Here is an 18,482-nt window from a genome sequence, read left to right on the forward strand (position 1 = left end):
ACCATGATGAAAACCGATCCGCTCGCCGGCCTTCCGGCTGCTTCGCCTTCCGCGCTCACCCGCCGCGGCTTGTTCACTCTGGCAGGCGCTTCGGCGGCGCTGGCGGCGACGCCGCTCGCCGCGCGCAGCTTCGGCAGCGGCTTCACACACGGGGTCGCCAGCGGTGAGCCGAGCGCAAACAGCGTGCTGCTGTGGACGCGCTATGTCGCCGATCAGGCGGTCGACCTTGCATGGCAGGTCAGCGCAAGCGAGGATTTTTCGGCCACCGTCGCCGAAGGCAGCGTCCGCGCCAGCGACAGCCGCGACTGGTGCGCCAAGGGGATCGCCGCGGGCCTCGCGCCGGGACGCTGGTATTTCTACCGCTTCGTCGCGCCCAATGGCACCGCATCGCCTATCGGCCGCACCCGCACCCTGCCCGAAGCGGGCACCCAGTCAGTCAAGCTGGCAGTGTTTTCCTGCTCCAATTACGGGTTCGGCTGGTTCAACGCCTATGGCCACGCAGCCGAGGCGAACGACGCGGATCTCGCCGTGCATCTGGGCGATTACATCTACGAATATGGCGCGGGCACCTATCCCGATCCCGCACAGGCCAATGGCGGGCGGATGCTGGCCCCGGCCAGCGAGATCGTGACGCTCACCGACTACCGCCTGCGCTACGCCACCTACCGCGCCGACCCCGATTGCCAGCGCCTGCATCAGGTGCTGCCGATGATCGCAGTGTGGGACGATCACGAAAGCGCGAATGACAGCTGGAAGGACGGGGCGCAGAACCACCAGAGCGATACCGAAGGCGAATGGCAGGTGCGCAAGGACATCGCCAAGCGGGTGTACCGCGAATGGATGCCGGTTTCGGATGAACCCTATGCCGCCTACCAGATCGGGGATCTCGCCACTCTGTTCCGGCTAGACACAAGGCTCGAAGGGCGTGACGAACAGCTCGATCTGGGCAAGGTGCTGGAAGGGCAGAACGATCCGCAAGCCGCGATGGCGGCGCTGGCGAAATTCAAGAATGGCGACTGGGCCGATCCGGAGCGCCAACTGCTGGGGCAGGCACAGGAAGACTGGCTGGCTGATGGCCTCGTCGCCTCCGCCACCGCCGGCACCGCGTGGCAGGTGCTGGTGCAGCAGGTGCTGATCGGCCAGCTCAAAAGCCCGCAGGCACTCGCCGGCCAGTTGGGCGACGGCTTGCCCGATTATATCCGCCAGCGCCTGATGGCGGCGACCTTGGCGAGTGCCGCCGGTCTGCCGCTCAACATGGACGCGTGGGACGGCTATCCTGCGGCGCGCGACCGGGTGTTCGCAGCCGCGCTCGCCGCCGATGCCAACCTGCTGGTGCTGGCAGGCGACACCCACAATGGCTGGGCTTTTGACCTCGCGCACGAAGGCGCGAAGGTGGGCGTGGAACTCGGCGTATGCTCGGTGACCTCGCCGGGGTTCGAAAGCTACTTGTCGTTCCTCAAGCCGGACACGTTGGCAGGCGCACTGGTGGCGGAGAACGACCAGCTCAAATGGGCCGACACGTCGCAGCGCGGGTATATGGTGGTCGATCTCACCCCGACCCGCGCGGTGACCGAGTACCGCTTCACCGGCAACGTCAAGCAACGCTCGACCAGGCTGGCCGGGACCAAGCGGATCACCACGGAGAAGGGCAGCGGAACGCTCGCGATCTAATCGGCCAGCCCGGCCCGTAACGCGGTTTCAAAGGCTGCAGGCTGATCGAACATGATAAAGTGGTAGCTGTCCTCGATCAGGGTGATGTCGGCGTTTGGCAAGCCTGCATAGGCGGAGCGATAGAGCGGTTCGACCCGCTCGCGCGGTGCAAACCGATTGGCGGCTGCCAGCACCGTGACCGGTGCGGCGATCTCACCCAGCCGGGGACGCAGATCGGTGGTCATCAAGGCATGGATCGCGCCGGCAAACGTTGCCCGGTCGCTGGTGACTGACCAGTCCACCACCTGCGCGTGATAGGCCGGATCGCGCACGAGGGATTGCACGCCCATGCGCTGGCTCGCAGCGAAGGCGGCATCGTCCTGCGCTGCGATTTGCGCGCGCATCCCGGCCGCCTGCGGGGCCGCCAGTTCGGCAGTGGCGGCGGGGTTGAAGATCAGCGGGAAGAACGGCAGCGAATCCACCACCACCACGCGCGCGATTCGGTCCGGGTGGTCGGCAGCAAGCGCAAGCCCCAGAAACCCGCCCATCGAATGTCCGGCATAGGCGGCGCTGGCGACCTTTTGGCAATCGAGGTGGCGGATCACCTCGGCCTTGGTGCGCTCGATCAGCGTTGCGGGATCGCCCTCCGCCGCGCGCCCGGCAAAGCCTGCGATGTGGACGAGATGCAGGCGGTAATCCCTGGCGAGGCTGTCACGCACCCCGTCCCACACCGCGGGCGCGGAGCCGAGGCCCGGGACCAGCACCAGATCGGAGCCGTTTCCGACCACCTCGAACGGCGGGCAGGGCGCGGGCGCGCCTTCGGCCAGCGCGGCGCAGGGCAGGATCAGCGCAGCAAGCGCGGCGAACAACGGGCGGGCGAGGTTCATGCGGGTTCTCCGTCTCTCAGAAAAATTGCCTCGATCGGCAGACCGAACAAATCGGCGATGGTGAAGGCCAGCGGGAGTGAGGGATCGTAGCGGCCCTTCTCGATCGCGTTGACGCTCTGACGACTGACACCCAGCCGGTCGGCGAGATCCTGCTGCGACCAGTCACGTTCGGCGCGCAGCACCTTGAGGCGGTTGTTCATTCCTCACCAGCCTCGCGCCGCAGCGCCAGCGTATTCCAGATTGCGCCAAGCCCGAGGCCGACAAACCAGACGAATGCGGTGCCGAATCCGCCGGTGCCATCGGGCAAAACGTCATAATTCTGGAGGAATTCCCAGACGGTCATCACCGACAGGCAGAACGCGGTCGCAATCAGCGTCTGTCGCACCAGCATCATTCGCATGAATTCATCGGTTTCCTCGATCAGCAGGCGGAAAATCGCCCAGAAGACGCCAAGGATCGGCAATGCAGGCAGCACCGCCGCGGCCCATGCCAGCGGCCCTTGGGGGGGTGCGAGGCGGAACAGGAAGCCGACGGCGAAAATCAGCACCACATAAATCACCATGCACACGGCAAGTCGCTGCATATAGCGCTTCATGGCGGGAGAAACCGTCTTCATCACACCGCACCCCAGGTGCCGTAACGCAGCCGGTTTGCCGCTGCGCCGAGGCCGAGGCCGAAGAACCACGCCACCGCCCACCAATAGGCGTCAAGATGCTGCACGACTTCGGCGGATTCGAGAAAGCCCCAGACCGACGCTGCACACATCGCAAAGCCGGTGGCGATCAGCGACTGGCGGATCACCAGCATCCGCAGGAATTCGTCCTGCTCCTCGACGATCAGGCGTCCGACCGACCAGAAGATGCCGACCACGGCGAGCCCCGGCAACAGCGCAAGGAAGGTTCGCAGGACGGGGTGAACATCGCCTTGCTTGATGGCAAAGGTCATGATCCCCAGCACGACCAGATAGAGGAAGGTGAACACCGCGACTCGCTTCATGTAACGGCGCTGGGCTTCTCCCTTCGCCCCGCAGCCTGCCGCTCGCGCCTCGCTCCTGCGGTTGGCGGCGGCGATCATCGGCATGACGAGGGCAAAGGGCAGGATCACCAATATGTTCAGCGCCGCGCCGTCCACCGCGCCGGTCGTGCCGAGCGCGGCTACGACGAGATAACTGGCCAGCATCAGCCCGCCCCAGAACAGCAGCCCGCGGCCCATCACGCCCGGATTTGCGGTGTCGCCGGTCACGATGCGGTTTTCCGGCTGCACGTGCCCGAGCGCGAATCACGCAGCGACAGCACAGCGAGGATCGGCAGCAGGAACATGAACAGCTTTGCTGTATCCTCCGCGATCATCCCGCGCGACTTCAACAGGGCGACGATCAGGATGGCGGCGGCCCACACGAGGGCTTTGACGATGTTGGCCATAAGACAAGCTTCCTTTCACTTATGGAAAGCATACTTGTCATTCTGGAGCCATCTTGTCAAGCTCGCTTTCCATTTTGCGCGTCGAAACCGTCCTTGCCGAAGGGGTTTCATCAACTTGCGCGTGACAACACCCTGTAGGGCGCGTATTTCGCCCGGCATGGCCAAACTGCTGACCACCATTGCCACCACCACCCGGACTATCCGGGGGCGGAGGGCCGTGCGTTAAGCGCAGTGCCCGCCGCCCGGTTCGGGGCGGCGCGGTGTTCTCCCCTGACCGACACGTTCAACACCGCTCTTCCGGTGCGCCTTCCTTTGCCTTAAGGCGCGCCCAAACGAGACGGATGTGCGACGATGACCGAACTGCTCAAGATCAGCCTGCCCGATGGATCGGTGCGCGAAGTGCCTCCCGGTTCCACCCCCGCGGACATTGCCGCTGCGATTGGCCCCGGCCTTGCCAAAGCCGCGCTCGCCGCGCGCGTCGATGGCGAACTGCGCGACCTGACCCGGCCCTTCGAAGGCGACGCGAACCTCGCGCTGGTGACGGCGCGGGACGAAGCCGACGCGCTCGAACTCGCGCGGCACGATTACGCGCACGTGCTGGCCGAAGCGGTGCAGGCATTGTTCCCCGGCACGCAGATCACCTTCGGCCCCTCGACCGACGACGGCTTTTATTACGACGTCAAAGCGCCCGACAGCCGTGCGCCGTTCAGCATGGACGATCTTCCGGCCATCGAGGAAAAGATGCGCGAGATCATTCGCGCCGATAAGCCATTGATCCGCGAGGAATGGACGCGCGAAGAGCTGATTTCGCGGTGGGAGGCGCTCGGCGAGACCTTCAAGGCCGAATGGGCGCACGCACTTCCTGACTTCGAGGATTTGACAGTCTACTGGTCGGGCGATCCAAACGGACCGGATGGTGAAAACGCGTGGATGGACATGTGCCGCGGCCCGCACCTGCCTTCGACGGGGAAACTCGATCCCGATGCGTTCAAGCTGATGCGGGTCGCCGGGGCCTATTGGCGCGGGGATCAGAACAATGCGCAGCTGACGCGCATCTACGGCACCGGCTGGCTCAACAAGAAGCAGCTGAACGCCCACCTCACCCGGCTGGAGGAAGCCGCCAAGCGCGACCACCGCAAGCTGGGGCGCGAGATGGACCTGTTCCACTTGCAGGAAGAAGCCCATGGGAGCGTGTTCTGGCACCCCAAGGGCTACCGCATCTGGCGCGAACTGGAAGCCTATATGCGCCGCAAGATGGATGGTGCAGGCTACCGCGAGATCAAGACCCCGCAGGTGATGGACGCGCGCCAGTGGGAGCAATCGGGCCACTGGGGCAAGTACCGCGAAAACATGTTCGTGATCCCCGACGAGGTGCCGAACGTCGATGACGACGGCCCGGTCATCAGCGGCGAGGCCGAATGGATGGCGCTGAAGCCGATGAACTGCCCGGCGCACGTGCTCGTGTTCAAGCAGGGCATTACGTCCTACCGCGACCTGCCGATCCGGCTGGGCGAGATGGGCTGTTGCCACCGCAATGAACCCCACGGCGCGCTGCATGGCCTCATGCGGGTGCGCCAGTTCACGCAGGACGATGCGCATATCTTCTGCACCGAAGCGCAAGTCGTGGCCGAAGTGCAGGACTTCCTTGCGCTGGCGGATTCGGTCTATCGCGACTTCGGCTTCACCTATGACATCAAGCTGGCGCTGCGCCCCGATCAGCGGTTCGGTTCTGACGCCGATTGGGACAAGGCCGAACAGGAACTGCGCGATGCGTTGACCGCGAACGGCCTCGAATGGGAGGAACTCCCCGGCGAAGGCGCGTTCTATGCGCCCAAGCTCGAATGGCACCTGACCGACGCGATCGGGCGCACCTGGCAGGTCGGCACGATCCAGTCCGACCGGGTGCTGCCCGAACGGCTCGATGCGCATTACATCGGCGAGGATGGTGACAAGCACCGTCCGGTCATGCTGCACCGCGCGATCTTCGGTTCCTACGAGCGCTTTATCGGCATCCTGATCGAACATTTCGCTGGGCGCATGCCCGCGTGGCTCGCTCCGGTGCAGGCGGTGGTCGCGACGATTGTGTCGGAGGCCGATGGTTACGCCCATGAGGTAGAGGCGCAATTGAAGGCGGCGGGCATCCGGGTCGAAACCGATCTGCGCAACGAGAAAATCAACTACAAGGTGCGCGAACATTCCTTGGCAAAGGTTCCGCACCTGCTGGTGGTCGGCAAGCGCGAGGCCGAGGAAGGCACTGTTGCGGTTCGCACGCTCGGCGCGGAGCATCAGAAGGTGATGAGCCTGACCGATGCTATCGCGATGCTGCGCGCAGTGGGCATGCCGCCCGATCTCGCATCATGATCTTGCGCGAAGCGACCCCTGCCGACGCGGATGCTGCGCTCGCGGTCTGGTGTTCGGCGGTGGATGCAACGCACGGTTTTCTGTCGGCAGAAGACCGGGCGACGATCGAAGCCGAGGTCGCGGCGTTTCTGCCTCACGTGCCGATGGTGCTCGCCTGCGACGATAGCGGAACTCCGCTCGGCTTTCTGATCCGCGACGGCGCGAAGGTGGAAGCGCTTTTCGTCGCTGCGCCCAACCACGGGCGCGGGGTCGGGACAGCGCTTCTACGCCACGCCCGTGCCGCGGTCGGCCAGCCTCTGTCGGTCGATGCGAACCTTCAGGCCGACAATGCCTTGTCGTTCTACCTCGCGCGCGGCTTCATCGAAACCGGGCGCAGTCCGTGCGACGATCGCGGACGCCCCTACCCGCTCTTGCATCTCAGGCAGGAAGCATAGCGGGCGCATGGAACTGATCGGCGGGTTTACCGCGCTGCAGATCGCGGTCGCGCTCGCCGCGGCGCTGAGCGCGTCCTTTGTGCGCGGGCTGACCGGCTTCGGCATGGCGATCCTGCTGGTGCCGATCCTCGCGTTGGCGCTGCCGCCGGTCGAGGCGGTGGTGCTGGGCAATGCGCTGTCGCTGCTGATCGGGGCAACCGAAGTGCGGATGCTGGTGCGCGAAGCCGAGCGCAGTGCCTGGGTGATCGGCGCAATCGTGATCGTCACCACCCCGCTCGGATTGCTGGCGCTGGCGGCGACCGGGGCGGATGTCGCGCGGCTGGTTATCGCGCTGATCGCGTTCAGCGCCTTCCTCGCGATCCTGTTGCCCCGTCGCGGATCGGGCATGCCTGGGCGGATCGTCACCGGCAGTGTCGGCGTGCTGAGCGGGTTGATGACCGGCTATGCCGGAATGCCCGGGCCGCCGGTGGTTCCCTATTATGCGGGCCGCGCGCTGCCGCGCATCACCATCAAGGCTTCGATGCTGCTGATCTTCACCATCGCAGCCGGAGCGGGGCTGGCGAGCGCCGCTTGGCTCGACATCCTGCGGATGGACATGGCCGTGTTCGCGGTGCTGCTACTGCCGGTCATCCTGATCGGCAACCGCCTGGGCCTCGCGGTTTCGGGCCGGATCAGCGATCCGGTGTGGCGGGCAGCGATTGGGTTGGTGCTGGGCGGCGCGGCTTTAGGCGCGCTGGTGCGATTGTTCTAGGTCAGAACGGCAGCGGTTGGCGCGCGAGGATCAGTGCCGCCGCACAGCCGATCACGATCATGCCACGCGCGCGGTCGAGCAGGTCGGCCCGGCTGGAGCCAGCGGCTGAGCGGACGACGGGGATGGCAAAGGCGATCGCACGGTTCATGCGCCGCACCATCGCCCCAAGTTGCTAACGAAAGGTTAAGCGGCGCGCAGCGCGGCGGGCATCTGCTGGCTGGCACAGTGGAACCCGCCGCCGCCCGCCAGCACCGCCTCGCCCGGCAGGCCGATGGTTGCGCGGTCGGGGAACAGCGCGGCGATAGCAGCAACGCCTGCTTCATCGTGGGGGCTGCCGAAGGTCGGCACCACCACAAGATGCGAGGTGATGGCGAAGTTCACATAGCTGGCCGGTTCGATGATCCCGTCGCGCAGGGTCCGTCCGGGCGAGGGGATGCGCACCACCTCGACCCCGAACGCCTCGGCCCGCGCCGCGGCATCGGCGTAGATGGCGGCGTTGGGATCGTCCGCACCCTTAGCTTGCGGCACCACCAGCCTGTTCGGCGCGACGAACCGCGCGAGGTTATCGACATGGCCATCGGTGTGATCGTTGATGAGGCCATCGCCGAGCCACAGCACGCGGGTAAAACCGAGCGTCGCCGCGAGTTCCGCTTCGATATCGGCGCGGCTCATCGCCGGATTGCGGTTCGGGTTGAGCAGGCATTGTTCGGTCGTGGCGACCACTCCGGTGCCGTCGCCGTCCACGGCGCCGCCTTCGAGGATCATCGGCGAAGCGCTGACGGCAAGCCCCGCATCATCTGCCAGTTCTGCGCCGATTGCCTGATCGCCCGGCATCAGATACTTCCCGCCCCAGCCGTTGAACCCGAACCGCCGCGCGGTGCGCGCACCGTTCTCGAACACCACCAACGGCCCGGTATCGCGCAGCCAGACATCGCCATAGACCCGCCGTTCGAGCGTGACCTTCCCGCTGACAAGCTGGCGGGCGCGCGCTGCGTTAGCTTCGTCGCGCACCAGCAGCCGCACCGCCTGCCCGCTTTCCGCCACCGCATTGGCGAACGCCGCCATCTGCTCCTGCGCCGGTTCCAGCCAGCCCGGCCACTCCTCGGCCAGATGCGGAAAGCCGATCCACAGCCAGTCCTGCGGTGCCCATTCGGGCGGCATCAACGCGCTCATGATGCGATCAGCAACCGGCCTCGGACGCGGCGCAAGCCTCGTCGCGCACGCCCCGGAACTCGTCGCCTTCGTTCCAGTTCGGCCAGCTGGTGCTCATCGCCATGCTGCGGCCGATGCGGTAGAACAGTTGCAGATCGGCCATCACACCCGACCAGTCCCAGTTCGGGTCATATTCGTCCTTCGGCCCGTGATAGCGGTTCTCGGTGTAGTCCGCCGCAACAGCTGCCCCGGCTGCGCGCCCGCCTTCGACCAGATCCTCGCCCCCGTCGATATAGAGCATTGGCACGCCCTCCTTGGCGAAGGCGAAGTGGTCCGAACGGTAGTAATAGCCTGCTTCCGGCTTGGGATTGGCGGTCGCCACACGGCCATCGGCCTTGAGCGCTGCATCGAGGAAGCGGTCGAGTTGCGATTTGCCCGGGCCGACCACGGTCACATCCTTGGCCGGGCCAGCAACCTGAAACGCATCCATGTTGATCCCGCCCACTGTCCTGTCGAGCGGATAGACCGGGTTCGCGGCGTAGTAATAGGCGCCGAGCAGGCCCGACTCCTCCGCCGTCACGGCGAGGAACACCAGGCTGCGGCGCGGCGGTCCAGCCTTGGCGTGGGCTTCGGCCAGCGCCACCAGCGCGGCGGTGCCGGTGGCATTGTCGACCGCGCCGTTGCAGATGTCGTCCCCGTCGGGCGCAGGCGTGCAGCGACCGAGGTGATCCCAATGGGCGGTGTGGAGTACATATTCGTCCGGCGCCTCGCTGCCGGGCAGGATGCCGATGATGTTGTTCGAGGTGAAGCTGCGGAAATCGCTTTCGAAGCTGGTCGATGCGGTCATGCCCAGCGGCACGGCCTCAAACCCCTTCTGCTTGGCGGCTTCGCTGAGCGCGTCGAGATCCTGACCGGCGGCCTGCAGAATCTCGCGGGCGACATCCTTCTGGACCCAGCCGTTCATCTGCGTCAGCGGCGGCGCATTGTCGCCGCGCTGGGCATAGGCCTGCGCGCCCGACCACGAACTTTCGACCACGTTCCAGCCATAGCTGGCAGGCGCGGTGTCATGCACGATCAGCGCGCCCGCAGCACCCTGTCTTGCGGCCTCTTCATACTTGTAGGTCCAGCGGCCGTAATAGGTCATTGCCTTGCCGCCGAACGGGCCGTCCAGTCCTTCGGTCTGCCAGTCGGGATCGTTGACGAGGATCACCACCGTCTTGCCCTTCACATCGACGCTTTCGTAGTCGTTCCAGCCGCGCTCGGGCGCGTTGATGCCATAGCCGACGAACACCAACTCGCTGTTGGCGAGCGTTGTTTTCGCATCCTCGCGATAAGTCACGCCGACCCATTCATCGCCGAAGTCATAGACCAGATCGGTGTCGCCATTGGTGATCGTTAGCGGAGCGAAGTTCTTGCCGGTGATCTCGATCAGCGGGACTTCCTGCAGCCAGGAATCGCCGTTGCCCGGCTTCAGCCCTGCAGCCGCGAACCGCTCGGTCAGCAAAGCGATGGTCTTTTCCTCGCCGATGGTGCCAGGCATCCGCCCTTCGAATGCGTCGCTGGAAAGGATGCGGGTGACATCCTTCATGGTGTCTTCGGAGATGGCGACCGGCTCCACTTCGGGAATGTCGAGCGCGGCTTCGTCCCCGCCCATGCCGGGGATCGCTTCGCAGGCCGCCAGCGCCAAGGCGCCCGCTACAACTGCGCCCAAAGCCGCAAACCGTTTCGTCATTTCAATGATCCCTTGCCGGTGTCTTCAGCCAATTCGCGCCTCAATTGCAGAGCGCGGGGCGGCGCGCAAGTTTGCGCCCTTGCGAGGAGGCCCGCGCGCCGCCAGAGAGGCAGGCGATGGGACAGACGACCAGCCAAGACTGTGGCAACCCCGATTGGGACAACGCGCTGCACCGCGCCCGTGGGCATGCGCCGTTCCTTGCCCGTGCGCTCGATCGCCAGCCGGAACTGACCGAACTGCTGGCGGCAGGAGATGGCGAGGCGGCGCTGGCATGGGCGCGCACCCAGGGCCAGCATTCCGACGTCGAAATCGCGCTGCGGCGGGAACGGCTGGCGCTGGCGGCGGCGGTAGCGGTGGGCGATCTGGCGGGCGCATTTCCGCTCAGCCGGGTGGTGGCGGAACTCACAGGGTTTGCCGACCGCGCTCTCGACCGGGCAATCCACGCCGCAATTGCCGAGCGCTGCGATGCGGGCAATGCAGCGGGGTTCATCGCGCTGGCATTGGGCAAGCAGGGAGCGGGCGAGCTCAATTACTCCTCGGATATCGACCCGATCTTCCTCTATGATCGCGAACGCCTGCCGCGCCGCGCCAGCGACGATCCGGGCGAGGCGGCGCAGCGCTATGCGCGAAAGATCGTGAACCTGCTCTCGGCCAATACCGATGATGGCTATGCGCTGCGGGTCGATCTCCGATTGCGACCGGCGAGCGAGATCAGCCCGCTCAGCGTTCCGGTCGGCACAGCCATGAAGCACTATCAGGGGCAGGCGCTGGCGTGGGAGCGCGCCGCCTTCACCCGCGCCCGCGCCGCGGCCGGGGATATTGCCGCAGGCGAGGATTTCCTTGCCGCGATCCGCCCGTTCGTGTGGCGCAGCCAGCTCGATTTCGGCGCGATCGAGGAAATTCGCACGCTGACACAGCGGATTCGCGACAGCCATGAAGGCCCGCCTACGCCCGGCCCCGGCTTCGATCTGAAACGCGGGCGCGGCGGCATCCGCGAGATCGAGTTCTACGCCCAGACCCACCAGTTGATTCACGGCGGACGCGACACCTCGCTGCGCGTGCGCGGAACACGCGGGGCGCTCGATGCGCTGGCCGCTTCCGGTTGCATCAGCGCGGAAAACGCCGCTGTGCTGGGCGACTCGTATGACCGGCTGCGACAGCTCGAACACCGATTGCAGATGGTGCATGATCGCCAGACGCATTCGCTGCCCGATGGCGAGGCGCTGGACAATGTCGCGCAGCTGGACGGGCTGGCCGATGGCGCGGCGCTGGTGGCGGAACTGACCGAACTGACAGCGCACACTGCCCGCATATACGACGAACTGATCGCCGCTCCCGAGCCATCGCCCGCGCCCGTAGCGCAAGCCAGCGATCTTGCGCAGCAGCTTGGCGCGCTCGGTTTCGAGGAGCCGGAGGCGCTCGCCGAACGGATCGAAACCTGGAGCGACGGGCGCCAACCTTCGATCCGTTCGCCGCAAGCGGTGGCGGCGTGGAAGCGCCTGCGTCCCGCACTGCTGGAAGCGATTGCGGCGAGCGACGATCCGCTGCGCGCGATCACCCGCTGGGAACGCATCCTCGAAAGCGTCCCGTCCGCGATCACCACCTTCCGCCTGCTGGTCGCCCGTCCCCATCTGATCGACCGGCTGGTCGCGGCGCTCACGCTTGCCCCGGTGCTGTCGGACGAATTGGCGCGCAAGCCCGAACTGCTCGACACGCTGCTCGATCGCGGCGCACGCGAGCTTCCCGGTTCCATCCCCGATCTCGCCGCAAGGATGCACGGCGCAGCGATGCGCGACGATTATGAGGCGCTGCTGGACGCGATCCGGGTGGTAACCGGCGAAATCCGATTTGCACTCGGCATCCAGCTGATCGAAGGGCTGGCCGATCCGCTCGATATCGCCAGCGCCCTGTCGCGCACCGCCGAGGCGGCGCTGCGGCTGGCGACGCAGGGGACGATCGCCGAATTCGTTGCCAAGCACGGACGCGTGCCCGGCAGCGAACTGGTGGTGCTCGGCCTCGGGCGGCTCGGCGGCGGAGCGCTGACCCATGCGTCCGATCTCGACATCGTCTACCTGTTCACCGGCGATTTCGCCGCGAAATCGGACGGGCCGCGCCCCTTGGGGGCGACGGTCTACTACAACCGCCTTGCCAGCCGGGTCAGCGCCGCGCTCTCGGTGCCGACCGCGCAAGGCGCGCTATATGAAGTCGACACGCGGCTGCGGCCGCAGGGCAGCCAAGGCCCGCTGGCGGTCAGTTGCGAGGCTTTCGGCAAGTATCAGCGCGAGGCTGCGTGGACATGGGAACATATGGCGCTCGCCCGCGCGCGGGTGCTGTTCGGTTCGGACGCGGCGCGGCGCGAACTGGAAGGCGTGCTGACCGACGTGCTCCACGCCCCGCGCGACAAGGCGGTGCTGCGCGAGGCGGTGCTGGCGATGCGAGCCGAGATGGCGCGGCACAAACACCCCGGCGGACCGGTAGATGCCAAGCTGCTGCGCGGCGGCCTGGTCGATTGCGAATTCCTGGTGCACTACCTGCAATTGAAAGGCGTGACCGCCGATGGCATCCCGCTCGGCGAGAATGTGCCGGAAGCGCTCGACCCCGATCTGGCGGTGGCGATCAAAGGACTGGTTACCGCCGGACTGCTGCCGGACGATATTGCTGCGCCCTATGACCTGATGAGCCGGATGCTGGTGGCCGGACGGCTGCTTGCTCCCGATGGCCGCGAACCGCCCGCCGGCGGCGCGCGGGCGCTGGCGCGGGCGTGCCGGTGCGAAACCTACGAAGGCCTGTTGCAGGCGTTCAGCGCGGCGCGGCAGAGGATCGCGCAGGCATGGAAACAAATCCTCGGGACGGACATTCTCGACAGCGAACAGGAGGCAAGATGATGAGCGACTTTCCGAAAGTGGGCGACCCGATCCCCGACATCGCAATGGAAACCCCCGATGGCGGACAGGTGAAGCCATCGGATTTCCGAGGGCACAAGCTGGTGATCTTCTTCTATCCCAAGGACGACACCCCCGGCTGCACCACCGAGAACAAGGACTTCTCCGCCTTGCAGGATCAGTTCGCGGCGGCGGGCACCAAGCTGCTCGGCGTGAGCAAGGATCCGGCGAAGAAGCACGCCAAGTTCATCGCCAAGCATGGCCTTACAGCCCCGCTCGCCAGCGACCCGGAAGAAGGCGGATTGTCCGATGCGCTCGGCGTGTGGGCGGAAAAGCAGATGTACGGCAAGACTTACATGGGCATGGTCCGCACCACCTATCTGGTGGATGAAGCCGGCAAGATCGCGCAGGTCTGGGAAAAGGTGAAGGTGAAAGGCCACGCCGAGAACGTGCTTGCTGCCGCCAAGGCGCTCTGACGTCCCGCATGAACAGCGTCGTATCGGCTATCCGCACCGCACTGCTGACCGCAGAACCGCGCGCCAAATGCTTTGCCGCGCGGCAGGTCGCGCGCGATTGGCGCAAAGGCGCGCTGGCGTGGCGGTTCGATGTCGCCATGCCGAATCAGCCTGCATGGCCGGACGCACCCGAATTGCTCGCTCCGGGTCACATGCCCAAGCGCCGCAAGGGCAGCTCGGAAAGCGGGCGGCTCGCCCTGTGGCACGCTCTGGCGCATATCGAATTCGTCGCGATCGACCTCGCGCTCGATATGGCGGGGCGATTCGGCGCGGCGATGGGCGAGGAATTCGTCGGCGACTTTCTCGGCGTGGCAGCGGACGAGGCCATGCATTTCGCGCTGCTCGCCCGCAAGCTGGAAAGCCTTGGCAGCCATTACGGCGCGCTCCCGGCCCATGGGGGGCTGTGGGAGGCGGCGCATGACACCAAGGGCGATGTCGCCGCCCGGCTAGCGGTGGTGCCGATGGTGCTGGAGGCGCGCGGACTCGACGTGACCCCGGCCACCATCGAACGGGTGCAGGCGAGCGGCGATTCCGGCGGCGCGAAAATCCTGATACGTATTCTTGACGACGAAATCCGCCACGTCGGTGTGGGCACCAAGCACTTTTTGCGCTGTGCCGAAATGGCGCGGTCGAATCCCGAATCCCTATGGCAGAGCCTCGTAAAACAGCACTTTCACGGGACAATTAAGCCGCCATTCAACGACTCGGCGCGTCTTGCAGCCGGTTTGTCGCGGGGATTCTATGCAGAGATTGCGCATTAACGACTCACCCGCATAACCACGGCTCAACAAAGGCGCGCACAAGACGTGCTTCGAATTCCAGCGGCAAAAGCCGAAAATCGGGACCCGGGTCACTATGAAATTTGCCGCGCGCCAAATGTCGAAGCTCGCCGCCCAGTGCTGCGCTGCATTCTTGCTGACCGCCGCCGGTTCTGTTCCTGCTTTTGCGAACACTGCCAACTCCGCCACCGCCAGCGCCGACATTGTCGAGCCGGTGCGCGAAAGCCAAGCCGATGCGCTGGCCAATGGCGATCATCGGTTCAAGTCGCTGTTCACAAACTGGACCGCGATCGAGCGCACCAGCCCCACGGCTGGTAGCATGGCCGAAACCGCCTATTCCGCGCCCTTCATCGCGCCGACCGTTTCTGTTCCGTCGCGGATGCCGCTCGAAGGCGCGCAGCTGACCAGCGGTTACGGAATGCGCACCCATCCGGTGCTCGGCGGGCGTCGCCGCCACAACGGCATCGATCTCGCTGCGCCGACCGGCACCCCGGTCTATGCCACGGCTGACGGCATCATCGGCCGCGCCGACTGGTTTTCCAGCTATGGCCTCTACATCAGCATCGATCACGGCGCCGACATGGAAACGCGCTATGCCCACCTGTCGCGGCTTGCAGTGGCAGCGGGCGACAATGTGAAGAAGGGCGACCTGATCGGTTACGTCGGATCGACCGGCCGTTCGACCGGCCCGCACCTCCATTACGAAGTCCGCATTGACGGGCTTGCAGTCAGTCCGATTCCGTATATGGTAGAAAGCGAAGCACAGCTTGCTTACGCCCGCGATGCCCGGCTGACTGGCCAAGGTGGCGAATAAGGCGAAGGCGCAAGCCCAAGAGATTGCTCGCTGTAAGCGAGCCGGACATTGGAGAGGGTGTCCGAACATGGCGGCGGGTTTACCCGCCGCCTTTTTTCTTGCCCGGCGCCCATGCCATCTCCCCACCCGCAATCGGTAGCAATTCCCATACTGTTTTTGCTTGCGAGCCGCCTCTCTCCCGCTAGTTTCCCTGACTGAGAGAGAAACGGCAGGCCGCATTTGAAAGCGCCGCCGCATGGGAGAGAGACTATGTCGTTGCACCCGACGGCGCACGCCGCGCACAGCCCCGATCGTCCCGCTGTCATCATGACCGGATCGGGCAAGCAGATCACCTATGGCGAAATGGACGCGGAATCGAACCGCTTTGCCCACCTGCTGCGCGCCCACGGCATCGGTCCGGGCGATGCATTTGCCGTGCTGCTGGAAAACCGGATCGAATATTTCACGCTCATCTGGGGTTCGCAACGCGCGGGCACGATGCTGGTGCCGATCTCCTCGCGCCTGACCGCGCCTGAAGCCGCCTATATCATCCGCGATGCGCAGGTGAAGCTGCTGATTACCTCGCGGTATTTCGAAGGCGTGCTGGGCGATATCCGCGCCGCCTGCCCCGGCCTGACGGTGCTGGTGATGGATGCAGGCGACGCAGAAGACTTCACCGCCGCGCTCGCCGCGCAGCCTGCCGACCCGATTGCCGACGAGAGCGCCGGGATGGTGATGCTCTACTCATCCGGCACCACCGGGCGGCCCAAGGGCATCCGCCCCGCGCCGCCCGAAGACCCCGATCCGCAGGCGATGGTGCCGCTGGTGGGCCTTGCGATCATGGGCGCAGGCATGCCGACCGATGGTTCGATGATCTATCTGTCCCCTGCCCCGCTCTACCACGCCGCGCCGATTGGCTGGTGCTCGGTCGTCCACCGCCTCGGCGGAACGATCGTGATGATGGAGAAGTTCGATCCCGAGGAAGCGCTCAAGGCGATCGAACGTTACAAGGTCACCGACAGCCAGTGGGTGCCGACCCATTTCGTGCGCTTCCTCAAGCTCGATCCGGCGGTGCGCACCCGCTACGACCTGTCCAGCCACCAACGCGCGCTCCACGCCGCTGCGCCGTGCCCGGTGCCGATCAAGCGCGAAATGATCGAATGGTGGGGGCCAATCGTGAACGAATATTACGCGGGCAGCGAAAGCATCGGCATGACCATGGTGAAGTCCCAAGACTGGCTCACCCACCCCGGCACCGTCGGCAAGGCGATCTACGGCACCCTGCATATCTGCGGGCCGGAAGGAGAGGAACTGCCGCCCGGCGCAGATGGTCTGGTCTATTTCGAGAATACCCTGCTGCCGACCTACCACAATGATCCGGCCAAGACCGCCGAGGCCATGCACCCGCAAGGCTGGATGACGCTGGGCGATATCGGGCATCTGGACGAAGACGGGTTCCTGTTCCTGACCGATCGCAAGAGCCACATGATCATCAGCGGGGGCGTCAACATCTACCCGCAGGAGATCGAGAACCTGCTCGTCACCCACCCCAAGGTGATGGATGCCGCCGTGATCGGCGCGCCTTGCCCTGATCTGGGCGAAAAGGTGGTCGCGGTGGTGCAGCCCAAGGACATGGCAGATGCGGGGCCTGCACTGGAGGCGGAACTGCGCGATTTCCTCAGCGTGAGCCTCTCCAAGATCAAGATGCCCAAGCTGTTCGATTTCCGCCCCGAATTGCCGCGCGAGGCCAATGGCAAGCTCTACAAGCGCGAATTGCGTGACGAATTTGCCGCCAGGGCCCGCGAAGGGGCGGACGCAGCGTGAGCGGTGAGGCGGTGCTGCCCGGCGATCTGGCGCGCCGCGTGATCGATCCGCATGCCTATGCCGCATGGGACGGGCTGCTCGATACCTTCGACCACATCCGCGCCAACACACCGGTGGCGAAGGTGCAGCCGGATACGCCGGGTCTGTTCGATCCGTTCTGGCTCGTCACCCGGTACGACGACGTGATGCGGATTTCGAAGGACAACGCCGCCTTCCTCAACAACCCGCGCCCGGTGGTTTTCAGCTTCAATCAGGCGATCGCGTTCAGCCGCGCGGCGACCGGATCGAACATGCTGGTCGATTCGCTGGTGGTGTTCGACGCGCCGATCCACCCCAAATATCGCAAGCTGACGCAGGAATGGTTCATGCCGAGGAACCTTGCGCGGCTCGAAGGCGAACTGCGCGCACTGGCGGCGGCGACGGTTGACCGGATGATCGCGGCCGGGCCGGAAGTCGATTTCGTCAAGCTCGTCTCCGGCCCCTATCCCTTGCGCGTGGTGATGCAGATCCTCGGCGTCCCGCCCGAGGACGAACCGCGGATGCAGATGCTCACCCAGCAATTGTTCGGGGGGCAGGACAAGGATCTGTCGGGCAGCGGCATGGACAAGATGACGCCCGAACAGGTGGTGCAGATCGTCGCCGGGGCGGTGAAAACCTTCGAGGGTTACTTCGCGCAGCTAGCCGAAGCCCGCCGCCGCAACCCCACAGGCGATGTCGCCAGCGTGATCGCCAACGCGCTTGTCGATGGGCAGCCGCTCCCCCCGCGCGACATGGCGGGATATTACATCATTGTCGCCACCGCGGGACACGACACGACCAGCGCCAGCACGGCGGGCGCGATGCAGGCGCTCAGCGTTGATCCGGAGCAGTTCGCCCGCGTCCGCGCCGACCGTTCACTGCTTCCCGGCATTGTCGAGGAAGCGATCCGCTGGACCACCCCGGTGCAGCACTTCATGCGCACGGCGGCCGAGGATGTGGAACTCGGCGGGCAGGCCATCAAGAAGGGCGACTGGCTGATGATAAACTACGTCGCCGCCAACCACGACCCCGCGCAATTCCCCGACCCGCGCCGCTTCGACGCGGCCCGGTCGCCCAACCGGCATCTGGCGTTTGGAGCAGGGGCGCACCAATGCCTCGGCCTGCACCTGGCGCGGCTGGAGATGCGGATATTGTTCGAAGCGCTGCTCGACCGGGTGGCGGCCGTCGAACCGGCGGGAGAGGCCAAGCGGGCGAGCAGCACCTTTGTCGGCGGATTGAAAAGCTTGCCGTTGCGGGTGACGCCTGCCTGAAAATCGAACCCG

Annotated in this window: 18 protein-coding genes; 10 read left to right on the forward strand and 8 right to left on the reverse strand. The window is 65.6% G+C overall.

The genetic code is table 11. From position 1 onward, the window contains the following. Window positions 1-3: 3 nt before the first annotated feature. A complete protein-coding gene (locus J3454_RS07620) occupies window positions 4-1,671 on the forward strand; it encodes an alkaline phosphatase D family protein (RefSeq protein WP_349513175.1) in 1,668 nt (555 codons plus the stop codon). Here the strand turns inward: J3454_RS07620 and J3454_RS07625 are convergent. The 5 genes from J3454_RS07625 to J3454_RS07645 are packed head-to-tail and all read right to left on the reverse strand — an operon-like array spanning window position 1,668 to window position 3,958. Next, complete coding sequence (locus J3454_RS07625; protein ID WP_349513176.1) at window positions 1,668-2,537, reverse strand: alpha/beta fold hydrolase; 870 nt, start codon at window positions 2,535-2,537, stop codon at window positions 1,668-1,670. The genes J3454_RS07620 and J3454_RS07625 overlap by 4 nt on opposite strands. Beyond that, window positions 2,534-2,737: a helix-turn-helix transcriptional regulator gene (locus tag J3454_RS07630; RefSeq protein ID WP_349513177.1), complete on the reverse strand. Its 204-nt coding sequence runs from the start codon at window positions 2,735-2,737 to the stop codon at window positions 2,534-2,536. The genes J3454_RS07625 and J3454_RS07630 overlap by 4 nt, the downstream gene beginning before the upstream one ends. After that, window positions 2,734-3,153, reverse strand: a complete 420-nt coding sequence (locus tag J3454_RS07635) for a hypothetical protein (protein ID WP_349513178.1) — start codon at window positions 3,151-3,153, stop codon at window positions 2,734-2,736. The genes J3454_RS07630 and J3454_RS07635 overlap by 4 nt, the downstream gene beginning before the upstream one ends. Next, window positions 3,153-3,779, reverse strand: coding sequence for a hypothetical protein (locus J3454_RS07640; protein ID WP_349513179.1), 627 nt, complete (start codon window positions 3,777-3,779; stop codon window positions 3,153-3,155). Before J3454_RS07640 ends, J3454_RS07635 begins: the two co-directional genes overlap by 1 nt. After that, the gene (locus J3454_RS07645) at window positions 3,776-3,958 is read right to left on the reverse strand and encodes a hypothetical protein (protein ID WP_349513180.1); all 183 of its coding nucleotides are present in this window, start codon (window positions 3,956-3,958) and stop codon (window positions 3,776-3,778) included. Before J3454_RS07645 ends, J3454_RS07640 begins: the two co-directional genes overlap by 4 nt. A 351-nt stretch (window positions 3,959-4,309) precedes the next feature. On the opposite strand from J3454_RS07645, the gene thrS reads away from it, so the two are divergent. Genes thrS through J3454_RS07660 form a run of 3 tightly spaced genes read left to right on the forward strand, consistent with a single transcriptional unit; the run spans window position 4,310 to window position 7,504 of the window. Continuing rightward, on the forward strand, window positions 4,310-6,319 hold the full coding sequence (thrS, locus tag J3454_RS07650) for a threonine--tRNA ligase (protein WP_349513181.1): 2,010 nt from the start codon (window positions 4,310-4,312) through the stop codon (window positions 6,317-6,319). Beyond that, complete coding sequence (locus J3454_RS07655) at window positions 6,316-6,753, forward strand: acetyltransferase (protein ID WP_349513182.1); 438 nt, start codon at window positions 6,316-6,318, stop codon at window positions 6,751-6,753. Before thrS ends, J3454_RS07655 begins: the two co-directional genes overlap by 4 nt. A gap of 7 nt (window positions 6,754-6,760) precedes the next feature. Beyond that, on the forward strand, window positions 6,761-7,504 hold the full coding sequence (locus J3454_RS07660; protein WP_349513183.1) for a sulfite exporter TauE/SafE family protein: 744 nt from the start codon (window positions 6,761-6,763) through the stop codon (window positions 7,502-7,504). Between the two features lies 1 nt (window position 7,505). Here the strand turns inward: J3454_RS07660 and J3454_RS07665 are convergent, their stop codons facing one another. From J3454_RS07665 to J3454_RS07675, 3 genes are read right to left on the reverse strand one after another with little or no spacing between them, the layout of a single operon-like run. Next, window positions 7,506-7,652, reverse strand: coding sequence for a hypothetical protein (locus J3454_RS07665; protein ID WP_349513184.1), 147 nt, complete (start codon window positions 7,650-7,652; stop codon window positions 7,506-7,508). Between the two features lie 35 nt (window positions 7,653-7,687). Further along, complete coding sequence (locus tag J3454_RS07670; RefSeq protein ID WP_349513185.1) at window positions 7,688-8,677, reverse strand: agmatine deiminase family protein; 990 nt, start codon at window positions 8,675-8,677, stop codon at window positions 7,688-7,690. A 7-nt stretch (window positions 8,678-8,684) separates the two neighbouring features. Continuing rightward, window positions 8,685-10,388, reverse strand: coding sequence for a M28 family metallopeptidase (locus J3454_RS07675; RefSeq protein WP_502878572.1), 1,704 nt, complete (start codon window positions 10,386-10,388; stop codon window positions 8,685-8,687). Between the two features lie 116 nt (window positions 10,389-10,504). On the opposite strand from J3454_RS07675, the gene glnE reads away from it, so the two are divergent. The 6 genes from glnE to J3454_RS07705 all read left to right on the forward strand — a co-directional run bounded on the left by glnE (window position 10,505) and on the right by J3454_RS07705 (window position 18,470). After that, window positions 10,505-13,273 carry a bifunctional [glutamate--ammonia ligase]-adenylyl-L-tyrosine phosphorylase/[glutamate--ammonia-ligase] adenylyltransferase gene (gene glnE, locus J3454_RS07680; RefSeq protein ID WP_349513186.1) on the forward strand — a complete coding sequence of 923 codons (2,769 nt, stop codon included), beginning with the start codon at window positions 10,505-10,507 and terminating at the stop codon, window positions 13,271-13,273. Further along, on the forward strand, window positions 13,273-13,746 hold the full coding sequence (locus J3454_RS07685) for a peroxiredoxin (protein WP_349513187.1): 474 nt from the start codon (window positions 13,273-13,275) through the stop codon (window positions 13,744-13,746). Before glnE ends, J3454_RS07685 begins: the two co-directional genes overlap by 1 nt. 8 nt (window positions 13,747-13,754) lie before the next feature. After that, the gene (locus J3454_RS07690) at window positions 13,755-14,546 is read left to right on the forward strand and encodes a ferritin-like domain-containing protein (RefSeq protein WP_349513188.1); all 792 of its coding nucleotides are present in this window, start codon (window positions 13,755-13,757) and stop codon (window positions 14,544-14,546) included. Window positions 14,547-14,640: 94 nt separating this feature from the next. Then, a complete protein-coding gene (locus J3454_RS07695; protein ID WP_349513189.1) occupies window positions 14,641-15,378 on the forward strand; it encodes a M23 family metallopeptidase in 738 nt (245 codons plus the stop codon). A 249-nt stretch (window positions 15,379-15,627) separates the two neighbouring features. After that, entirely contained in the window at window positions 15,628-17,181 is a 1,554-nt protein-coding gene (locus J3454_RS07700) for an acyl-CoA synthetase (protein ID WP_349513190.1), read from the forward strand. Continuing rightward, window positions 17,178-18,470, forward strand: coding sequence for a cytochrome P450 (locus tag J3454_RS07705; RefSeq protein WP_349513191.1), 1,293 nt, complete (start codon window positions 17,178-17,180; stop codon window positions 18,468-18,470). The genes J3454_RS07700 and J3454_RS07705 overlap by 4 nt, the downstream gene beginning before the upstream one ends. Window positions 18,471-18,482: the final 12 nt, after the last annotated feature.

This window comes from Erythrobacter sp. NFXS35 (genome assembly GCF_040148725.1).
In the GTDB taxonomy this organism is placed as follows: Bacteria; Pseudomonadota; Alphaproteobacteria; order Sphingomonadales; family Sphingomonadaceae; genus Erythrobacter.

Bases quoted from the DNA above. Each gene is read 5' to 3' on its own strand.
- J3454_RS07625 (WP_349513176.1), bottom strand. From the start codon at position 2,537: ATGAACCTCGCCCGCCCGTTGTTCGCCGCGCTTGCTGCGCTGATCCTG.
- J3454_RS07695 (WP_349513189.1), top strand. From the start codon at position 14,641: ATGAAATTTGCCGCGCGCCAAATGTCGAAGCTCGCCGCCCAGTGCTGC.
- thrS (WP_349513181.1), top strand. From the start codon at position 4,310: ATGACCGAACTGCTCAAGATCAGCCTGCCCGATGGATCGGTGCGCGAA.
- J3454_RS07690 (WP_349513188.1), top strand. From the start codon at position 13,755: ATGAACAGCGTCGTATCGGCTATCCGCACCGCACTGCTGACCGCAGAA.
- J3454_RS07635 (WP_349513178.1), bottom strand. From the start codon at position 3,153: ATGAAGACGGTTTCTCCCGCCATGAAGCGCTATATGCAGCGACTTGCC.
- J3454_RS07675 (WP_502878572.1), bottom strand. From the start codon at position 10,388: ATGACGAAACGGTTTGCGGCTTTGGGCGCAGTTGTAGCGGGCGCCTTG.
- J3454_RS07685 (WP_349513187.1), top strand. From the start codon at position 13,273: ATGAGCGACTTTCCGAAAGTGGGCGACCCGATCCCCGACATCGCAATG.
- glnE (WP_349513186.1), top strand. From the start codon at position 10,505: ATGGGACAGACGACCAGCCAAGACTGTGGCAACCCCGATTGGGACAAC.
- J3454_RS07620 (WP_349513175.1), top strand. From the start codon at position 4: ATGATGAAAACCGATCCGCTCGCCGGCCTTCCGGCTGCTTCGCCTTCC.
- J3454_RS07645 (WP_349513180.1), bottom strand. From the start codon at position 3,958: ATGGCCAACATCGTCAAAGCCCTCGTGTGGGCCGCCGCCATCCTGATC.
- J3454_RS07665 (WP_349513184.1), bottom strand. From the start codon at position 7,652: ATGAACCGTGCGATCGCCTTTGCCATCCCCGTCGTCCGCTCAGCCGCT.
- J3454_RS07660 (WP_349513183.1), top strand. From the start codon at position 6,761: ATGGAACTGATCGGCGGGTTTACCGCGCTGCAGATCGCGGTCGCGCTC.
- J3454_RS07700 (WP_349513190.1), top strand. From the start codon at position 15,628: ATGTCGTTGCACCCGACGGCGCACGCCGCGCACAGCCCCGATCGTCCC.
- J3454_RS07655 (WP_349513182.1), top strand. From the start codon at position 6,316: ATGATCTTGCGCGAAGCGACCCCTGCCGACGCGGATGCTGCGCTCGCG.
- J3454_RS07670 (WP_349513185.1), bottom strand. From the start codon at position 8,677: ATGAGCGCGTTGATGCCGCCCGAATGGGCACCGCAGGACTGGCTGTGG.
- J3454_RS07630 (WP_349513177.1), bottom strand. From the start codon at position 2,737: ATGAACAACCGCCTCAAGGTGCTGCGCGCCGAACGTGACTGGTCGCAG.